The organism is Bordetella genomosp. 10 (assembly GCF_002261225.1).
Taxonomy (GTDB): Bacteria; Pseudomonadota; Gammaproteobacteria; order Burkholderiales; family Burkholderiaceae_B; genus Bordetella_C.
Map to the genome: position 1 here is coordinate 1,064,525 of NZ_NEVM01000001.1, position 15,793 is coordinate 1,080,317.

Consider the following 15,793-nt stretch of genomic DNA (forward strand, 5'->3'; position numbering starts at 1 on the left):
TCTGCCTGGAAGTTTCAATTGGTTTCATTTTTTGGGTCCAGCTTCGGCGTCAGCTTTGCAACGTGACCCAATAGCGCGTCCGGTACCGCAGGCGCAGGCCCAGGTGGTGCGCCAGCGCCTCCAGCACGCGGTCCGTATCGTGGATGCGGAAGGTCCCCGTCACGCGGCGCGCCGCCACGGCGTCGTCGCATTCCAGGAAACCGTGGCGGTAGCGCGCGAGCTGCCTGAGCAGGTCGTCCAGCCGCAGGTCATCGGCGATCAGCACGCCTTGCGTCCAGGCCAGGTCGCGCTCGCGCCAGGCTTGCGGCGGCTGGAAGCCCGCGTCGTCGAAGCGGCGCGCCTGGCCGGCTTGCAGCGCCGCTTCGATGCGCCCGCCGGCGACCAGGCGCGCCGTTCCTTCCCGCAGCGCCGCCATCGTCTCGGACGGCGAACACTCCGGCAGTTGGCGCAGCAGCAGTTGGGCGCTGTAGGGCTCGACGTAGCCGTGCCGCGTGCGCAGCCGCAAGCCGGCGCCGCCGCCGTCGCGGTTGTCGACCAGCATCTCGCCCGCGTGCAGCACGACTTCGATGCGGGCCGTGTCCGTGTCCGTCCGGCCCTCGTGGATGTCGATGGCGGTGCGCGTGTTCAGCAGCAGGCGGGTGCCGTCGGCCAGCGTCAGGGGCCGTTGTTCGCCCACCGCGGTGCGCGTCTGCGCCAGCCAGCCCTGGCTGTCGGCCTGGCGCCACGCCATCCCGCCGGCCGTCAGGGCCGCCGCGCCGCCGCACAGCAGCTTGATGGCCTGGCGCCGCCCGCGCCGGCTGGCGACGGCTTTCAGCGCCTGCGCCGCGGGCGGAAGATCGCAAGGCGATGCGCCGCGCGGCGCCGCCGGCAGCATGCGTTGCAGGTCGGCGTAGCGGCGCCAGACGGCGGCGTGTTCGGCGTCGGCGTCATGCCAGCGCCGCCAGGCGTCCAGCGTGCCGGCGTCGGCGCCGGCCTCCAGGCGCACCAGCCATTCGGCGGCCTCGGCGACGATGCGCCGGTGCTGGCCGGCCGCGGGCGGCGCGGGGCGCTCAGCCATCGGCGGCCCCGTCGAAGGCGAGGTAGAGCCGCTGCCAGGCCTGGACCAGGTCTTTCTGCACCACGTTCACGCTGACCTTCAGTTCGCGCGCGATATCCGCATAGGGCAGGCCGTCGATGCGCGCGAGCAGGAAGGCGCGGTTCATGCGCGCCGGCATCCGGTCGAGGATGCGGCAGACATGGCCGAGCTGTTCGATGACCTGCAGCACGTCCTCGGGGGAAGGGGCCGCCGCCTCGGGTTGCAGGGCCAGGCTTTGCAGATAGGCCTGTTCCAGTTCGCGGCGGCGGTGGCGGTCGATGAGCAGGCGGGTGGCGATGGCCGTCAGGTAGCCGCGCGGGCGTTCGGGCCGCGCCCAGCGCGGTTGGCGCAGCAGGCGTTCGAACGTGTCCTGCACCAGGTCCAGCGCGTCGGCGTGATGGCCGTGCAGCTTGCGCCGCAGCAGGCCAAGCAGCCAGCCGTGATGCTCGCGGTACAGCGACGCCACGGCCACGGGGCCGGCGATGGCGTCGGGGGAGGGGATAACGGACTCGTCGGGTTCCAAGACGGGCGGCGCTGCTCAGGGATTGGATGCGGATTGAGAATAAGAATGATCCTCAATTATAAGCATGCGTCAGCCCGGTGACGTGTCCGGCGCATGTCGGCAACCGTCCTTTTGCCGCCCCCTGCGGCAAAGCGGCAACAACGATCTCCGTCGCGGGATCGCGCGCCTCCCGGCGCTGGCCGGGCGGCTCCGCCTTTGCCCCGCGCGGCGCGCGGACGGCTTCACGCCATGGCCAGCGGCGCCTGGTCGACTTCGCCGTCCAGCGCCAGCGTGCCGTTGAACGCCGGCACGCAATGCCCGCCCACGTGCGCGTACCAGGCGCCGTCGTGGGCGCGGGCCCGCGCGTGCAGGCGGCTCGGACGCCGCAGGTCTTCGCCCTGGACCACCAGCAGGTCCAGGTCGTCTTCCCCGCGCAGGCGCGCCAGCAGACAGGCCATGGCGCCCGTGGCGCTGCCGGTGGCCGGGTCTTCCGTCATGCGGGCGGTGAACATGCGGGCATGGACGTCGGGCGCGCCGCGCGCGCCGTCCAACGCATAGGCATAGACCGAATGGGCGCCGTCCAGCGGCAGCAGGCGCGCGTAGGCGGCGCGGTCCGGCCGGGCGCGCGCCAGCGCCTCGCGCGACGCCAGTTGCACCACCAGGAAGGGCAGGCCCACCGACACCACGCGCGGCGCATGGGCGTCGATGCGTATGTCCGATTCCTTCAGGGACAGGCAGGCGGCGGCCTGCGCGGCGCGGATCTGGGCCCGGCACGACAACGGTTCCGGCGCGCACAGTTCGGCGCCGACCACGCGGCCGTCCTGGCGCCAGAGCGCGATCTCCACCTGGCCGGTGGCTTCCTCGAAGGCGAGGGTGTCCGGCACCGGGATGCCGCGCGCCGTCATGTCGTCGGCCAGCGCGCAGGCCGTGCCCAGGTTGGGATGGCCGGCGAAGGGAATTTCGCGGTCGGGGGTGAAGATGCGGACGTGCGCGGTATGGCGGGGATCCGCGGGCGGCAGGACGAAGGTGGTTTCGCTATAGCCGAACTCGGTGGCGAGGGCCTGCATCTGGCGCGTGGACAAGCCCTGGGCATCGAGCACGACCGCCACCGGATTGCCCGCGAAGAGCCGGTTGGTGAAGACGTCGATGGTGGCGTAGCGGCGCAGCATGGGAGACTCCAGTCCGAACGGCGGGGACGCCCGTTATCCGGACGCCCCGCAACATTCAGGAAGCAAATCGGCCATGTTGCCCCTGGACCGGGTATCGGGACAGATACAGTTCAGGGCTTCTTGCGCATAACAGCACCGGGCCTCACCAACCGGAGCCGCCGCCCCCGCCGCCGCCGTCGCCGGACGACCCGCTGTCGAAAGACCCGCTGGACGAGGAATCGCTGCTGCCCGACCAACTGCTGCTGGTTCCCGGCGATCCCGACGAGGACGAGATCACGGGCGGCGTCACGTCGCTGCCGATGCTGTCCAGCGCCCGCCCGGGATCGCTGTGGTAGATGTCGTAGCCGCCATACATGTCCTGCATGGCCTGGACCGCCGCCACGCCGGCGACCGTGGCCGCCAGCCCCGCGAAGGCGGCCGCCCATTTCTTGCCGACGTCCAGCGCCACCGCGTAGGGCAGGTAGCGTTCGTACAGGCGCAGCTTGTCCTCGACCGTCGCCAGCGCCTCCAGGCGCGGCCCTTCGGCCAACGTCAGGTACTGCTTGAAGCCGTCGATGCGGTCCATAATTTCGGCGCCTTCGGCGGTGTAGCCGCGCAGGAAGCCGAAGGCGCGCACCACCACCGGCAGCAGCAGGGCCGGCAGCGCCACCGACAGGGCGCGCAGCGGCGTGGCGCCATTTTCAGCCGACAGCACGCCGATGCCGCCCAGCAGGAAGGGCAGGCCGAACAGCGTCCAGAAGATCAGCACCGCCCAACTGAAGCCGGCGCGGCGCAGCATCGTCCAGGCGGCGGTCAGCGTGCCCAGGCCCACCGCCATGAAGGGCAGGGCCATGATGGTCCCGCCGACCGGGCCGCCCTGCAGCAGCAGCGTGCCGATGCAGGCGGCCACGTACAGCAGCCACAGCCAGACGCCGCGGCGCGCGCGCTTGCCGCCGTCGGCGATGTAGCGCGAATACAGATTGTCCAGCGAGCTGGTCAGGGTGGCGCGCGCCTCGCGCAGCCGGCTGGACCCGGCATTGCTGCGGTAGAAGCTGGTGTGCGCGCCGAACATCTTGTGCAGGATGGTGCCGAGCAATACGTCGCGCGCCAGGCCGCGCCGTCCCTGCGCGTCGGGCTCCAGCAGCACGAAGCGCGTTTCCTTGTCCGCGCTGCGCTTGCTCGCGTTGCGGTCGATGCGCAAGGCGCGCAGGGCGATCAGTTCGATGACGGCGATGACGAAGCCCTGGTCGTCATTGCCCTGGCGCGCCATGTAGCGCACGGCCGGCGCCGACATGCCCTCGGGCGGTTCGTACAGCGGCACGATATGGCGCGGCGCGCGGCGGCGCGTGCGGAGATAGGCCGCCAGGTAGTACGCCGCCAGCAGCACGAAACCCGCCACCGCCACCAGCGGCGCGAGATTGTCGCGCAACTGGTAGTAGAGCCCCAGCAGGCGCGAGGGCGGCTGCACGATGCCCTTGGGCCAGGACACCGCCACGGTCAGCCCCTCGCGCGCGCCCAGCGGCTCGGTGTTCTCGAATACCACGAGGCCGGGCTGGCTTTCCGCCACGCGCGCGTTTTTCTCCGTGGCGCCTTGCGGGCCGGTGTAGAAGGCGGTCCTCAGGATGCGCGCGTTGTCCGGCAGGTGGATGCGGGCGATGGCGTGCGCGATGGGCAGCGTCCAGCCGGTGCCGGTGGCGTTCCAGTACAGCTCGTCGTGGTCCTGGTAGAAACCCAGTTGGCGCGTGGTGCGATAGCGTATCTCGTAGACGTGGGCGCCCGGCGGCAGCCAGCGGTCGGCGCTGCCGATACGGATGCGCACGCCGTTGGACAATTTCTCCAGGTCGTAAGGCTCGGGATTGCCGTCGCGCTTCACGCCCAGGACGTCGAAGCCGACCTCCACGCGCAGCCCGTCCCTGGCGTTATAGAGCGTGGGGAAATCGCGCAGGATGCCGCGCTTGATTTCGTTTCCCTGCGCGTTGACGAGCAGGCGCTCGGTGACCAGCAGGTCGCCGTTGCGCTGCACGTCGACGTTGGATTCGAAGACGGCGATGAATTCGCGCCCCATGGCGGCGGACGCCGCCTCCGCGTCCGGCAGGTACTGGGCGCAGGCGGGCGTGGCCAGCAGCAGGGCGGCCATGACCGTGGCGACCAGGCTGGCGAGGATGCCCAGCACGGTGCGCAGCGGCATGGGGACGCCGCGCCGCGCTTCCGCGGGCGCGGGCTCGCGCCGCGCCGTCCAGGGCAGGCGGCGCCGGCGCGGCGTTTCCACGCCGGCGGGCGCGGTCAGGGGCCGGGCATGGCGCCCGGGGCGCACGGGGCGCGCGGGGCGTTGCGGGCGGGAGGCATCGAGGCGCGGGTCAGAATGAGACATGGGGCACCGCGGCGTCGGCCGGATTGTCCAGTTCGAAATAGGGTTCCCGCGTGAAGCCGAAGCTGTTCGCCACCAGGTTGGCGGGGAAGGATTCGACGCGGATGTTCTGCTCGCGCGCGGCGCCGTTGTAGTAGCGGCGCGCCATTTGCAACTGGTCCTCGATCTCGCCGAGACTGTCCTGCAGGCTGCGGAAATTGGCGTCCGCCTTCAGCTCGGGATAGGCCTCGGCCACCGCCATCAGGCGGCCCAGCGCCAGGCCCAGGGCCTGTTCGGCGCGCGCCTGTTCCGGCACGCTGCCGGCGGCGATGCTGGTGGCGCGGCGCGTGGCGATGTCCTCGAACACGCCTTTCTCGTGCGCGGCGTAGGCCTTGACGGTTTCGACGAGGTTGGGGACCAGGTCCGTGCGGCGGCGCAACTGCACCGAAATCCCGCTCCAGGCCTCGCGCGTCATATTGCGCAGCCGCACCAGCGCGTTATAGGTGAAGACGATATAAAGCAGCACGGCCACCACGACGACGGCCGCGATGATGCCCCATGTTGAAGCCGGCATGGCTGTTCCTCTCTTGTTTTCCCCAGGCCGCCCGATCGTACCAATCGCGGTTACGTGGAGAAACGAGCGCCATGATGACGGGGTTTCCGATTGTTACTCGGTTTGCTCAGCGGTGTGGCGCCAGGCCGCTGGCGGCGGGACGCTTGTCCCATGGAGGTCCCGCGCCTGTCGCCGAATCGGCGCGCCCTCGTACGGAACCGGGCGCCCCTGAATTGGTAGATATTGATACATCTTCGCGGCTCACCGCCCCGCCAGCATGACCCCGGCGTGCAGCAGCAGCCCGATGACGCCGCCCACGATCATGCCGTTGAAGCGGATGTACTGCAGGTCGCGGCCCATGCTCAATTCCAGTTCGTCGACCAGGTGCCGTTCGTCCCATCCCTTCACCGTTTGCGCGATATGGTCGGTGACGCCCGTGCGCAGCGTCGAAGCCAGCCGCTCCGCGCCCGACAGCACGTGCTGGTTGATGGCGCGCCGCAGCTCGGGATCCTGGCCCAGGTTGCGGCCCAGCGACATCAAGGTCTGCTCCAGGTGGCGCGCCAGCACCGAGTCCTCGCTGAACAGGTCGCGCTTGAGGCTGTCGTGCACCTCGCGCCAGATGCCGCGCACGTATTCCTGCAACTGCGGATGGTCGATGACGCGCTGCTTGAAGTCGTCGATGCGCCCCTGCAGTTCGGGGTCGTCGCGCAGCCGCCGCACGTAGGCGCCGACCCAGGCCTCGTAGTCGCGCCGCAGCGGATGGTCCGGCTGCGCCAGCACGTCGTGCAATTCGTCCAGCACGGCGCGCGCGAGCCGGTCGGCCAGGCTGTCGGCGATGTCGTCGACCGACTTCACCAGGTTGATGGCCTTGGCGATGCGCGGCCATTCCTTGCGCGCGTATTTCACCATCAGGGCCGCCGCGCGCTCCTGCACCTGTTCCTCGTGCAGATAGGCGCCCAGGCGTTCCAGCGCTTCGTCCAGCAGCACGTGATGGCGGCCGTCGCGGCTCAGGACCGCGAGCACTTCGCCCACGGTGGCCGCGGCATTCCATTCGCGCAGCTTGCGCACCACGAAGGCCTGGATGGCGCCGTGCACCGCCTGTTCGTCCAGCAGGTTCAGCGCATGCACCGCCCAGGCCCGCGCGGAGCCGGCCACCACGCGGGCCTGGCGCGGATCGGCCAGCCACTGCCCCAGGCGGGCGGCGGGATCGAAGACGCGGATTTTTTCCAGCAGGGTGGTGGGATCGAGAAAGTGATCGCGCACGAATACCGCCAGGCTGTCGCCGATGCGCGCCTTGTTGGCGGGGATGATGGCGGTGTGCGGAATGGGCAGGCCCAGGGGACGGCGGAACAGCGCGACCACCGCGAACCAGTCGGCCAGCGCGCCCACGGTGGCGGCTTCGCAGAACGCGCGTACCCAGGACCACGCGCCTTGCGCGCCCATCGCGATGCTCAACGCGAATCCGGCCAGGGTGACGGCCAGGGAGGCCAGGGCCAGATTCTTCATGCGGCGCAGGGACGCCCGGCGTGGGTCGATCGGCAATGTTGCTCCTGGAACGGGTCGATGGGGAAGGGCGGATCCGCTGCATTCTAATATCCCGCGCCCTCGCCTATCATCGCGTGTGGACAGGCCCCGGGCGCGCCGGGGCCGCATGGATGCATGGGCGATATCTGGAGAAGTCAGCATGAAGACAGCAGTGATGGGCGCCGGCGCCGTCGGGTGCTACTACGGCGGCATGCTCGCGCGAGCGGGCCACCCCGTGACCCTGATAGGCCGGGCAAGCCACGTCGAAGCCATGCGGCGCGACGGCCTGTACCTGGAGGCGCAGGCTTTCCAGGAACATATTCCGGTGATCGCCACCACGGACGCCGAGGGCGCGCGCGGCGCCGAGCTGGTGCTGTTCTGCGTGAAGTCGGCCGACACCGAGGCGGCCGGCCGCGCCCTGTTGCCGCATCTGGCCCCCGGCACGCTGGTGCTGAGCCTGCAGAACGGGGTGGACAACGCCGAGCGCCTGCGCGCGGTGCTGCCGCAGACGGTGGTGCCGGCGGTGGTGTACGTGGCCACGGAAATGGCGGGGCCCGGCCACGTGAAGCACCATGGGCGCGGCGAGCTGGTCATCGGCGAGTCGCCGGCCAGCGCCGGCGTCGCCGAGGTGCTGGAGGCTGCCAAGGTGCCGACGCGCGTGTCCGACAACGTGATGGGCGCGTTGTGGGCCAAGCTGCTGGTGAACTGCGCGTACAACGCCTTGTCGGCGATCGCGCGCCTGCCGTACGGGCAGTTGGCGCGTGGTCCCGGCGTGGACGACGCCATGCGCGCCGTGATGGAGGAATGCCTGGCGGTGGCGAAGGCCGATGGCGTGACGGTGCCGGGCGATAGCTGGGCCGCGATCGAACAGATCGCGAAGTCCATGCCGGGGCAGTATTCCTCGACCGCGCAGGACATGATGCGCGGCAAGCTGACCGAGATCGACTACCTCAACGGCTACGTCGCGCGCCGCGGCCGGGCCCACGGCATCGCGACCCCGGTCAACGGCCTGCTGCACACCCTGGTGAAGCTGCTGGAAACGCCCCCCGCGGCGGGGGACGAGTCGAGGTAGGTCAGCCGAACAGCTTGGCGGCCGTGCGGGCGACCAGCGCGCCCTGGTGGCGCGCGCCGTCCAGTTCGTTGGCGCTGGGCTGGCGCGAGCCGTCGCCGCCGGCCAGCGTGGTGGCGCCGTAGGGCGAGCCGCCGGTGACCTGGTCCAGCGCCAACTGGCCCTGGAAGCTGTAGGGCAGGCCGACGATGGTCATGCCGAAATGCAGCAGGTTGGTGATGAGGGAGAACAGCGTGGTCTCCTGGCCGCCGTGCTGCGAGGCCGTCGACGCGAAGGCGGCGCCGACCTTGCCGTTGAGCGCGCCGCGCGCCCACAGGCCGCCGGCCTGGTCCAGGAAGGCCGCCATCTGCGAGGAAATGCGGCCGAAGCGCGTGCCGGTGCCGACGATGATGGCGTCGTAGTGTTCCAGGTCGGCCACCGTGGCGACGGGCGCCGCCTGGTCCAGCTTGAAGTGCGCGCCGCGGGCGATTTCCTCCGGCACGGTTTCCGGCACCCGCTTGACGTCGACCTGCGCGCCGGCGTCGCGCGCGCCCTCGGCGACGGCTTCCGCCATCTTTTCGATGTGTCCGTAGGACGAGTAGTACAGCACGAGGACCTTGGCCATGAGGGGGAACTCCTGTTTTTCATTGCGCGGCGCGAGGCGCCGCGGGATGGGCTCGCGCTTTCCGCGCGGCGCCCGGGTGTGGGGTAGCGATATCGTCAGCGTAGGGCTAGTCGTCTCCCGGGAGAAGCCTATATATTTCGATGGAATCCATCGAAAGGAACGATAGATGCTGGATGGCGTATCCCTGGACCAGTTACGGACCTTCCTGGCCGCCGCCGAGGAAGGCAGTTTTTCCGCCGCCGGGCGCAAGCTGCGGCGCGCGCAATCGGTGGTCAGCCAGACGCTGGCCAACCTGGAGGGCCAGTTGGGCGTCGTCCTGTTCGACCGCGCCGGCCGCTATCCGCGCCTGACCGAGGCCGGCAGCGCCTTGCTGGGCGAGGCCTGCGAGGTGGTGCGGGGCATGGAAGGCTTCAAGTCGAGGGCGCGCGCCATCGCCGAAGGCCTGGAGCCGGAGCTGTCGGTGAGCGTGGACGTGATGTACCCGATGGCGACCCTCACCGTGGCGGTGGGCTCCTTCCGCGAGGCCTTCCCGCACACGCCCCTGCGCCTGTACGTGGAGGCGCTGGGCGCCGTCGTCAAGCCGGTCATGGACGGGACCTGCCGGCTGGCGGTCATGGGGACCTTGCCGCTGGTGCCCGCCGGGCTGGATTCGGAATACCTGCTGGACGTCCCGCTGGTGACCGTGGTGGCGCCGGGCCATCCGCTGGCGGCGCTGCCCGGGCCGGTGGGCGCGGGCGACGTGGGGCGGCACGTGCAATTGATCCTGACGGACCGTTCCTCGTTGAGCGAAGGCCAGAACTATGGCGTGCTGTCGCCGCTGGTGTGGCGGCTGGCCGACCTGGGCGCCAAGCATGCCTTCCTGCGCGCCGGCTTCGGCTGGGGGCACATGCCCGCGGCCATGGTGCAGGCGGACCTCGACAGCGGCGAGCTGGTGCGCCTGGAACTGGACGGCCTGCCGCCGTCGCTGTCGCGCCTGTCCATGCACGGCGTGTACCGCAAGGAAACGCCGCCCGGGCCGGCGGGACGCTGGTTTCTCGACCGGCTCAAGCAGCGCGCCTGAGCGCGGGCGTCATCCGCCGTGGGCGTTGCGGGCCGCGTGCGGCCGGTGTCGTCGCGCCGTTGCCTGGCGGCGCACGGGCGTCATCGCCCTGTCATTGCTTGACCGCGCATTGGCGGCGCGCGATGTCCAGGTGCACGGCGGCGGCGCGGGCGCGGGCCGCCGCGTCGCCCGGCTTGTCCTGCAGCTTGCCGCTGGACAGCGCGATCAGCAGGGTGTCCGGCATGGCGGCGGTGTAGGCGCGCGCCACGCAGTCGCAATAGGTGGCGCGGGCGTTGCTGTCCTGGGGCGCGTACGGATCCAGCCGCGGCGTCTGCTTCAGCAGGGTCAGGCATTGCTGCGTGTTGCTCGTGACGGACTGCTGGCGCAGCGCCGCCACGTTCTGCGCGAGGGCGCCGCCGCTGTTGGCCAGCGCCAGCATGGCCAACACCGAGACCGCGCGCCGGACAAACCGGCGGGGCTGGACGAAGTAGGAAAGGACTTGCATGAAAAGGACTCCTGGCGCGCGCCGGCGGGAACGGGGCCGTTTCCCCTTCCGGGACAGGGCACCCTCATGAGAGCGGCATGGCGGCGGATCCGCGGCGCTCCGGCGGCAGCGCAGGCGTAGGTTAACGCCCGCCGGCGGCGCCTAATCCTGGAAAAACATCCCGGAAAGGCGGTACTTCCCGCCCATCGCGGCGAACGCTCCATGCCGCGCACATCCAGCCGCCGGAAGAAATGCGTCCCGGTTTGTGGCGCCGCCCGCTGCGTTTAGACTGCGGGAAAGACGCGGCGCGGCATCGCGCCGTCACACCGAGGAGATATCCATGGCTGCCTACCTGCTGCTCATCGTCGAACCGCCGGGCCAGCGCGCCGCCCGCAGCCCGGAGGAGGGACGGGAGGTCTATGCCCGCATGGTCGAGTTCGCCGGCGGCCTGAAGGCGCGCGGCAAGCTGTTGGCCTGCGAATCCCTGGCGACGGACACCGAAGGCGTGCGCGTGCAGGTGCGCGAAGGACGCAGCCGGCTGATCGACGGGCCCTTCACCGAGGCCAAGGAAATGGTCGGCGGTTTCTTCCTGCTGGACTGCGAATCGCGCGAGGAAGCCGTGCGGATCGCCGAGCAATGCCCGGCCGCGCAATGGAGCACGGTCGAGGTGCGCCGCGCCGCGCCCTGCTACGAATAGCCCGAATAGTCCACGATGGCCTGCGTAACCTCCATGACCCGCATGACTTTTGCGACCGAGGCGGAGGCATGGGGCACGGCCGCGGCCACGATGTCGAAGCCGCGTCCACCCGTTCGTCGTATCCATGAGCGCCGGTCCGGGGCGGCCGCCCCCGCGGGCCGCCATGGACGGCCCGCGCCATGACGCACGGCGCCTCCGCGGCGCGGGTCGCCGCCGCCATCGAGACGGCCTGGCGGGACGAGGCCGCCAAGGTCATCGCCAGCGTGGCGCGCATGGTGCGCGACGTCAGCCTGGCCGAGGACCTGGCGCAGGACGCCCTGGTGGCGGCCCTGGAGCATTGGCCGCGCCAGGGCGTGCCCGACAATCCGGGAGCCTGGCTGATGACCACCGCCAAGAATCGCGCGCTCGACCGGCTGCGGCAGGATGCGCTGCGCGCGCGCAAGCACGAAGGCATCGGCGCCGATCTCGAAGCCCTGGGCGCCGGCGTCGAACCGGATTTCGTGGCGGCCCTGGACGCCGCCCGCCAGGACGACATCGGCGACGACGTGCTGCGCCTTATGTTCGTCGCCTGCCATCCCGCCCTGTCGCGCGACGTGCGCGTGACGCTCACCTTGCGCCTGGTGGGCGGCTTGAGCACCGCCGAGATCGCGCGCGCCTTCTTTACCTCCGAGGCGGCCATCGCCCAGCGCATCGTGCGCGCCAAGCGCAGCCTGGCGGAGGCGAAGCTGCCTTTCGCGGTTCCGGATGCCGACGAACGCGCGCAGCGCCTGGACGCCGTGCTGGAGGTCATCTACGTGATCTTCAACGAAGGCTATGCGGCGACCTCGGGCGCGGACTGGGCGCGCCCCGCGCTATGCGAGGAGGCCTTGCGCGTGGGCCGCCTGCTGGCGCGCCTGGCGCCCGACGACAGCGAGACCGCCGGCCTGCTGGCCTTGATGGAACTGCAGGCGTCGCGGCTGGCGGCGCGGATCGACGCGCAAGGCGGCATGGTGTTGCTGGCGGACCAGGACCGGACGCGCTGGGACGACGCGGCCATCGCGCGCGGGTTCGATGCGCTGGACCGCGCCCTGGCGCTGGCGGCGGCGGGCGAGGGCGTGGGGCCGTACACGGTCCAGGCGGCCCTGGCGGCCTGCCATGCGCGGGCGCGGCGCGCCGCCGATACGGACTGGGCGGCGATCGTCGGATGGTACGACGTGCTGGACCGCGTCGCGCCGGGTCCGGTGGTGCGGCTCAATCGAGCCGTGGCGCTGGGCATGCTGCAAGGCCCGGCGGCCGCCTTGCGGGAGGTGGAGGATGTGGCGGAGGCCTTGAGCAGCTATCCCTGGCTGCACGCGGTGCGCGGCGACCTGCTCATGAAGCTGGGGCGGGAAGCCGAAGCGCGGCAAGCCTTCGAACAGGCGGCCGCGCTGACGGACAACGCGCCGGAGCGCGAGCTGCTGCTGGCGCGCGCGGCGCGCTGATCCGCGCCTGCGTCCCGCTCCCGTCGCATAGGGGGCTGGCGAACGCCTGGCCGAAGGCGCCGCGCCGGCGCCTTCCCCCCTCGGGCATCAATGGCCGGTCGAATCGCCGCGGCGGCTGGTTTCGAACAGGAACCAGGTGCGCTGCTCGGTTTCGTCGATCCAGTTTTCCAGCAGGCTGGCGGTGGCGATGTCGCCATGTTCATCGCACAGGTCGTGGGCGATGCGCATGGAGGCCGTCAGTTGCTTGTTGTCTTCCTGCAGTTCGGCCAGCATGTCCAGCGGCTGCACGTAGTCCGCGTCGTTGTCGAGGATGCGCTGGCTGCGGGCGATATGGCCGATGGAACGCAGGGTGGTGCCGCCCAGCTTGCGGACGCGCTCGGCGATGGGATCGGTCATCGCGAAGATCTCGGCGCTCTGGTCGTCCAGCAGCAGATGGTAGTCGCGGAAGTGCGGACCGCTGACGTGCCAGTGGAAATTCTTGGTCTTCAGGTACAGGGCGAAGACGTCGGCCAGCAACTGGTTCAGCGCGCCGCTCAGGTCGCGGGTGGCTTTGTCGGTGAGGTCGGACGGCGTGGACAGCGGCGCGAGGCGGCGCTTGACCAGGCTTGCCTTCTTGGAAGCGGAAGCGGACTTGCTGGAGCTGGCGGGTTTTTTCATGAAGTCACCTGGGTTGGACAAAGGGATGACGAAGAAGACTGGGCATGCGGATGCGCCATCCGGTTCGTTGCCTGCATGGCATGCGCGAACCGGCAGCCATGTCGCAGTCTAGCTCGTCATCCAGTCTCAGGGAATAGCGCGATAGCGTTATGTGGCATCGCGCACGCCGACAGCGGCCGACACGCCGCCGCGATGTGCCGGCCATTGCGTTGGCGGACCTCGCCGCGAGGCCGGCGCGGGCCTCCAGCCTGCGAATGAGATACGTTCGTGGCGCGCCTTCCCGACATGTCTTCGTGACACGTCTTCACAGCGCGTTTTCATTGCATGTTTTCATGACATGCCTTCGAGGCGCCCGCTCGCGCCATGCGGTCTATCTCGTTCGCGCCATGCCGTCCAGCGCCATACCGTTCATCTACGCGGCGTCATCCTTGCGCGGGCGGCGCGCACGTGTCGCGGTCTTGCGGGGCGCGCGCTTGGAGGCAGGCGGCGCGTCGCCGGCCGCCGCGTCAGGCGTTTCCGCCTGGGCCGCCCGGGCCGCTTCCGGCCGCAGCGCCTGGCTTGCGCCAGCGGGAGCCGCCGCGGTCGCCGCGCCCCTGCGGGAGCCACCGGTAGCGGCATTCCTCGGTTTCGCCGCCGCCGATCTCGCGTCCGTCACGTTCGCGGCCGCTGCGTTTGCATCGGCTGCATTGGTCGCATCGGCCACATCGGCCACATCGGCGACGCGCCCGGCGCTCTTCTTCGCGGCCGATGTGCGGCGGCCCGCGCCGCGCCGGCCGGCGGTCGTCTTGGCGGCAGGCGCTTCGGCGACGGTCGCCGCATCGGCGGCCGGCACGGCCGTATCCACCGCCGCCGCGTTGCCAGCGGTTTCGCTCGCGACCGCGTCGTCCACGATGGGCGAGGGCGCGAACGGGTCGGAGGCGCTCGTCTGCCGGGCCGCATCCTGCGCGGCCTTCTTGGCGGCGGCCTTGGCCGTGCGCGCGGGCACGGGATGGCGCTTGCGGTTCGGCTTGGCGTCGGCCTCCTGCGCCGCCGCGGCGTCTTGCGCCACGGGCGTGGGATCGTCCATCAGGCCGGTGTCGGCGGGGGCGCCGGTCGGCAGGAAAGGCGAGTCCAGCGCGGCGATTTCGGTGTCGCTGGTGGGCGGCTGCGGCGCGATGCCGTCGGCCTCGGCTGCCCCGCGCCATTCGCGATCGGCGCGGTCGCGCCGGGAGGCGCGCCGGCCCTCGCGCTGACCCGGGATCCGGGCTTCCTGTTCCCCGGCGCCGGCATGGCCTTCGTCCGATTCCGCTTCCTCGCCGCGTTGTGCGCGCGCGTCGCCCCTGCGCTCGTGGCGCGTCTCGTCGCCGCGTTCACTGCGCTCGTTGCGCGCGTCGTCGCGGTGGTCGCTGCGTGCATCGTCGCGTTGGTCGTTGCGCGTTTCGTCGCGGCGCTCATTGCCCGCGCCGCGCTCGCGTCCCTTCCTGCGCCCGTCGCCGCGCCCTTCGCTTCGACCTTCATTGCGCCCGTCGTTGCCGCGATTGTCGTTGCGGCTCTCACCGCGCCCCTCATTGCGCGCCGGTTGGCTATCGGATTCACCGCTCCCCGCGGCATCGACCGCCCCAGCGCTGCGATAGACGAAGGTGCCCGACTTCTCGTCGCGGCCGGTTTCCAGCAGCCCGCGCGCGCGGGCTTCGTCGAGCAGATTGCCGAAAGCCCGGAAGCCGTAGTAGGACTCGTTGAAATCCGGCTTGCGGCGCTTGATGGCGTCCTTCAGCGCGGACGCCCAGATCTTGCCGCTGTCGCCGCGCTCGGCCACCAGCGCGTCGAAGGTCTCGACCGCCAGTTCGATGGCCTTGCTGCGGCGCGCGTCCATTTCTTCCTTGCGGCGCCGCTCGTCTTCTGGCGAGCGGCGGCTGGCGCCGTTGTCGCGCGCGTCGCGTCGCGCTGCCGCCGAACGCTGGGTCTCGCGCACCAGGTCGTCGTAGAAGATGAATTCGTCGCAGTTGGCGATCAGCAGGTCGGACGTGGACTGCTTCACCCCCACGCCGATGACGTACTTGGCGTTCTCGCGCAGCTTGGAGACCAGCGGCGAAAAGTCGGAATCGCCGCTGATGATCACGAAGGTGTCCAGGTGGGACTTGGTGTAGCAGAGGTCCAGCGCGTCGACCACCAGGCGGATGTCGGCGGAATTCTTGCCGGACTGGCGCACGTGGGGGATTTCGATCAGCTCGAAATTGGCCTCGTGCATGGCGGCCTTGAAGCCTTTGTACCGATCCCAGTCGCAATAGGCCTTCTTGATCACGATGCTGCCCTTGAGCAGCAGCTTTTCCAGCACCAGGCGGATATCGAGTTTTTCGTAGTTGGCGTCGCGCACGCCGAGCGCCACGTTCTCGAAGTCGCAGAACAGCGCCATGCTGACGTTTTCGTGGGATGCAGCCATTTTCTCTCCAGGGCGGGCGGCGGCCGCGGCCGGTATGGCCACGGCCGAACGTCCGCCGATCGCGTATTGTCGCTTAAGTCCGCTTCTTGCTTAAGCCCGCCCCGATGGGGACGTCCGGGCGCCGCCGGCGCTATCATCTTCCGTCAGACGCCGGCCACGGCCTCCTCCGCGGCTTGCGCGTCCCCGCCATTCGATGCCGCCCCATACTTCCTTGG

At 70.5% G+C, this 15,793-nt stretch carries 14 protein-coding genes; 4 read left to right on the top strand and 10 right to left on the bottom strand.

Annotated elements, in window-relative coordinates; translation table 11 throughout:
• Positions 1–49: 49 nt before the first annotated feature.
• The 6 genes from CAL29_RS04610 to CAL29_RS04635 all read right to left on the bottom strand — a co-directional run bounded on the left by CAL29_RS04610 (position 50) and on the right by CAL29_RS04635 (position 7,131).
• Positions 50–1,057 (bottom strand): FecR domain-containing protein, encoded by a 1,008-nt coding sequence (locus tag CAL29_RS04610; protein ID WP_094851777.1) that lies wholly within the window; start codon positions 1,055–1,057, stop codon positions 50–52.
• Complete coding sequence (locus CAL29_RS04615; RefSeq protein ID WP_256977191.1) at positions 1,050–1,598, bottom strand: sigma-70 family RNA polymerase sigma factor; 549 nt, start codon at positions 1,596–1,598, stop codon at positions 1,050–1,052. The genes CAL29_RS04610 and CAL29_RS04615 overlap by 8 nt, the downstream gene beginning before the upstream one ends.
• A gap of 221 nt (positions 1,599–1,819) precedes the next feature.
• On the bottom strand, positions 1,820–2,746 hold the full coding sequence (locus CAL29_RS04620; protein ID WP_094851778.1) for a PhzF family phenazine biosynthesis protein: 927 nt from the start codon (positions 2,744–2,746) through the stop codon (positions 1,820–1,822).
• A gap of 142 nt (positions 2,747–2,888) precedes the next feature.
• Positions 2,889–5,096 (bottom strand): DUF2207 domain-containing protein, encoded by a 2,208-nt coding sequence (locus tag CAL29_RS04625; protein WP_143277605.1) that lies wholly within the window; start codon positions 5,094–5,096, stop codon positions 2,889–2,891.
• A complete protein-coding gene (locus CAL29_RS04630) occupies positions 5,083–5,646 on the bottom strand; it encodes a LemA family protein (RefSeq protein WP_094851780.1) in 564 nt (187 codons plus the stop codon). Before CAL29_RS04630 ends, CAL29_RS04625 begins: the two co-directional genes overlap by 14 nt.
• 240 nt (positions 5,647–5,886) lie before the next feature.
• Positions 5,887–7,131: a DUF445 domain-containing protein gene (locus tag CAL29_RS04635; RefSeq protein ID WP_256977292.1), complete on the bottom strand. Its 1,245-nt coding sequence runs from the start codon at positions 7,129–7,131 to the stop codon at positions 5,887–5,889.
• A 178-nt stretch (positions 7,132–7,309) separates the two neighbouring features.
• Here CAL29_RS04635 and CAL29_RS04640 point away from each other — a divergent pair, with 178 nt between their 5' ends.
• Entirely contained in the window at positions 7,310–8,221 is a 912-nt protein-coding gene (locus tag CAL29_RS04640) for a ketopantoate reductase family protein (protein WP_094851782.1), read from the top strand.
• Position 8,222: 1 nt separating this feature from the next.
• Here CAL29_RS04640 and wrbA read toward each other — a convergent pair whose 3' ends face one another.
• On the bottom strand, positions 8,223–8,822 hold the full coding sequence (gene wrbA, locus CAL29_RS04645; RefSeq protein ID WP_094851783.1) for an NAD(P)H:quinone oxidoreductase: 600 nt from the start codon (positions 8,820–8,822) through the stop codon (positions 8,223–8,225).
• Positions 8,823–8,988: 166 nt separating this feature from the next.
• Here wrbA and CAL29_RS04650 point away from each other — a divergent pair, with 166 nt between their 5' ends.
• Positions 8,989–9,882, top strand: coding sequence for a LysR family transcriptional regulator (locus CAL29_RS04650; protein ID WP_094851784.1), 894 nt, complete (start codon positions 8,989–8,991; stop codon positions 9,880–9,882).
• Between the two features lie 91 nt (positions 9,883–9,973).
• Here the strand turns inward: CAL29_RS04650 and CAL29_RS04655 are convergent, their stop codons facing one another.
• Positions 9,974–10,366: a hypothetical protein gene (locus CAL29_RS04655; RefSeq protein WP_094851785.1), complete on the bottom strand. Its 393-nt coding sequence runs from the start codon at positions 10,364–10,366 to the stop codon at positions 9,974–9,976.
• 319 nt (positions 10,367–10,685) lie between these two features.
• Between CAL29_RS04655 and CAL29_RS04660 the strand changes: the two genes are divergently transcribed.
• A complete protein-coding gene (locus tag CAL29_RS04660; protein ID WP_094851786.1) occupies positions 10,686–11,042 on the top strand; it encodes a YciI family protein in 357 nt (118 codons plus the stop codon).
• Positions 11,043–11,221: 179 nt separating this feature from the next.
• Positions 11,222–12,502, top strand: coding sequence for an RNA polymerase sigma factor (locus CAL29_RS04665; protein WP_094851787.1), 1,281 nt, complete (start codon positions 11,222–11,224; stop codon positions 12,500–12,502).
• Between the two features lie 87 nt (positions 12,503–12,589).
• On the opposite strand, the gene CAL29_RS04670 is transcribed toward CAL29_RS04665, so the two are convergent.
• Positions 12,590–13,159, bottom strand: a complete 570-nt coding sequence (locus CAL29_RS04670) for a Dps family protein (RefSeq protein WP_094851788.1) — start codon at positions 13,157–13,159, stop codon at positions 12,590–12,592.
• A gap of 412 nt (positions 13,160–13,571) precedes the next feature.
• Positions 13,572–15,578: an NYN domain-containing protein gene (locus CAL29_RS04675; protein ID WP_094851789.1), complete on the bottom strand. Its 2,007-nt coding sequence runs from the start codon at positions 15,576–15,578 to the stop codon at positions 13,572–13,574.
• Positions 15,579–15,793: the final 215 nt, after the last annotated feature.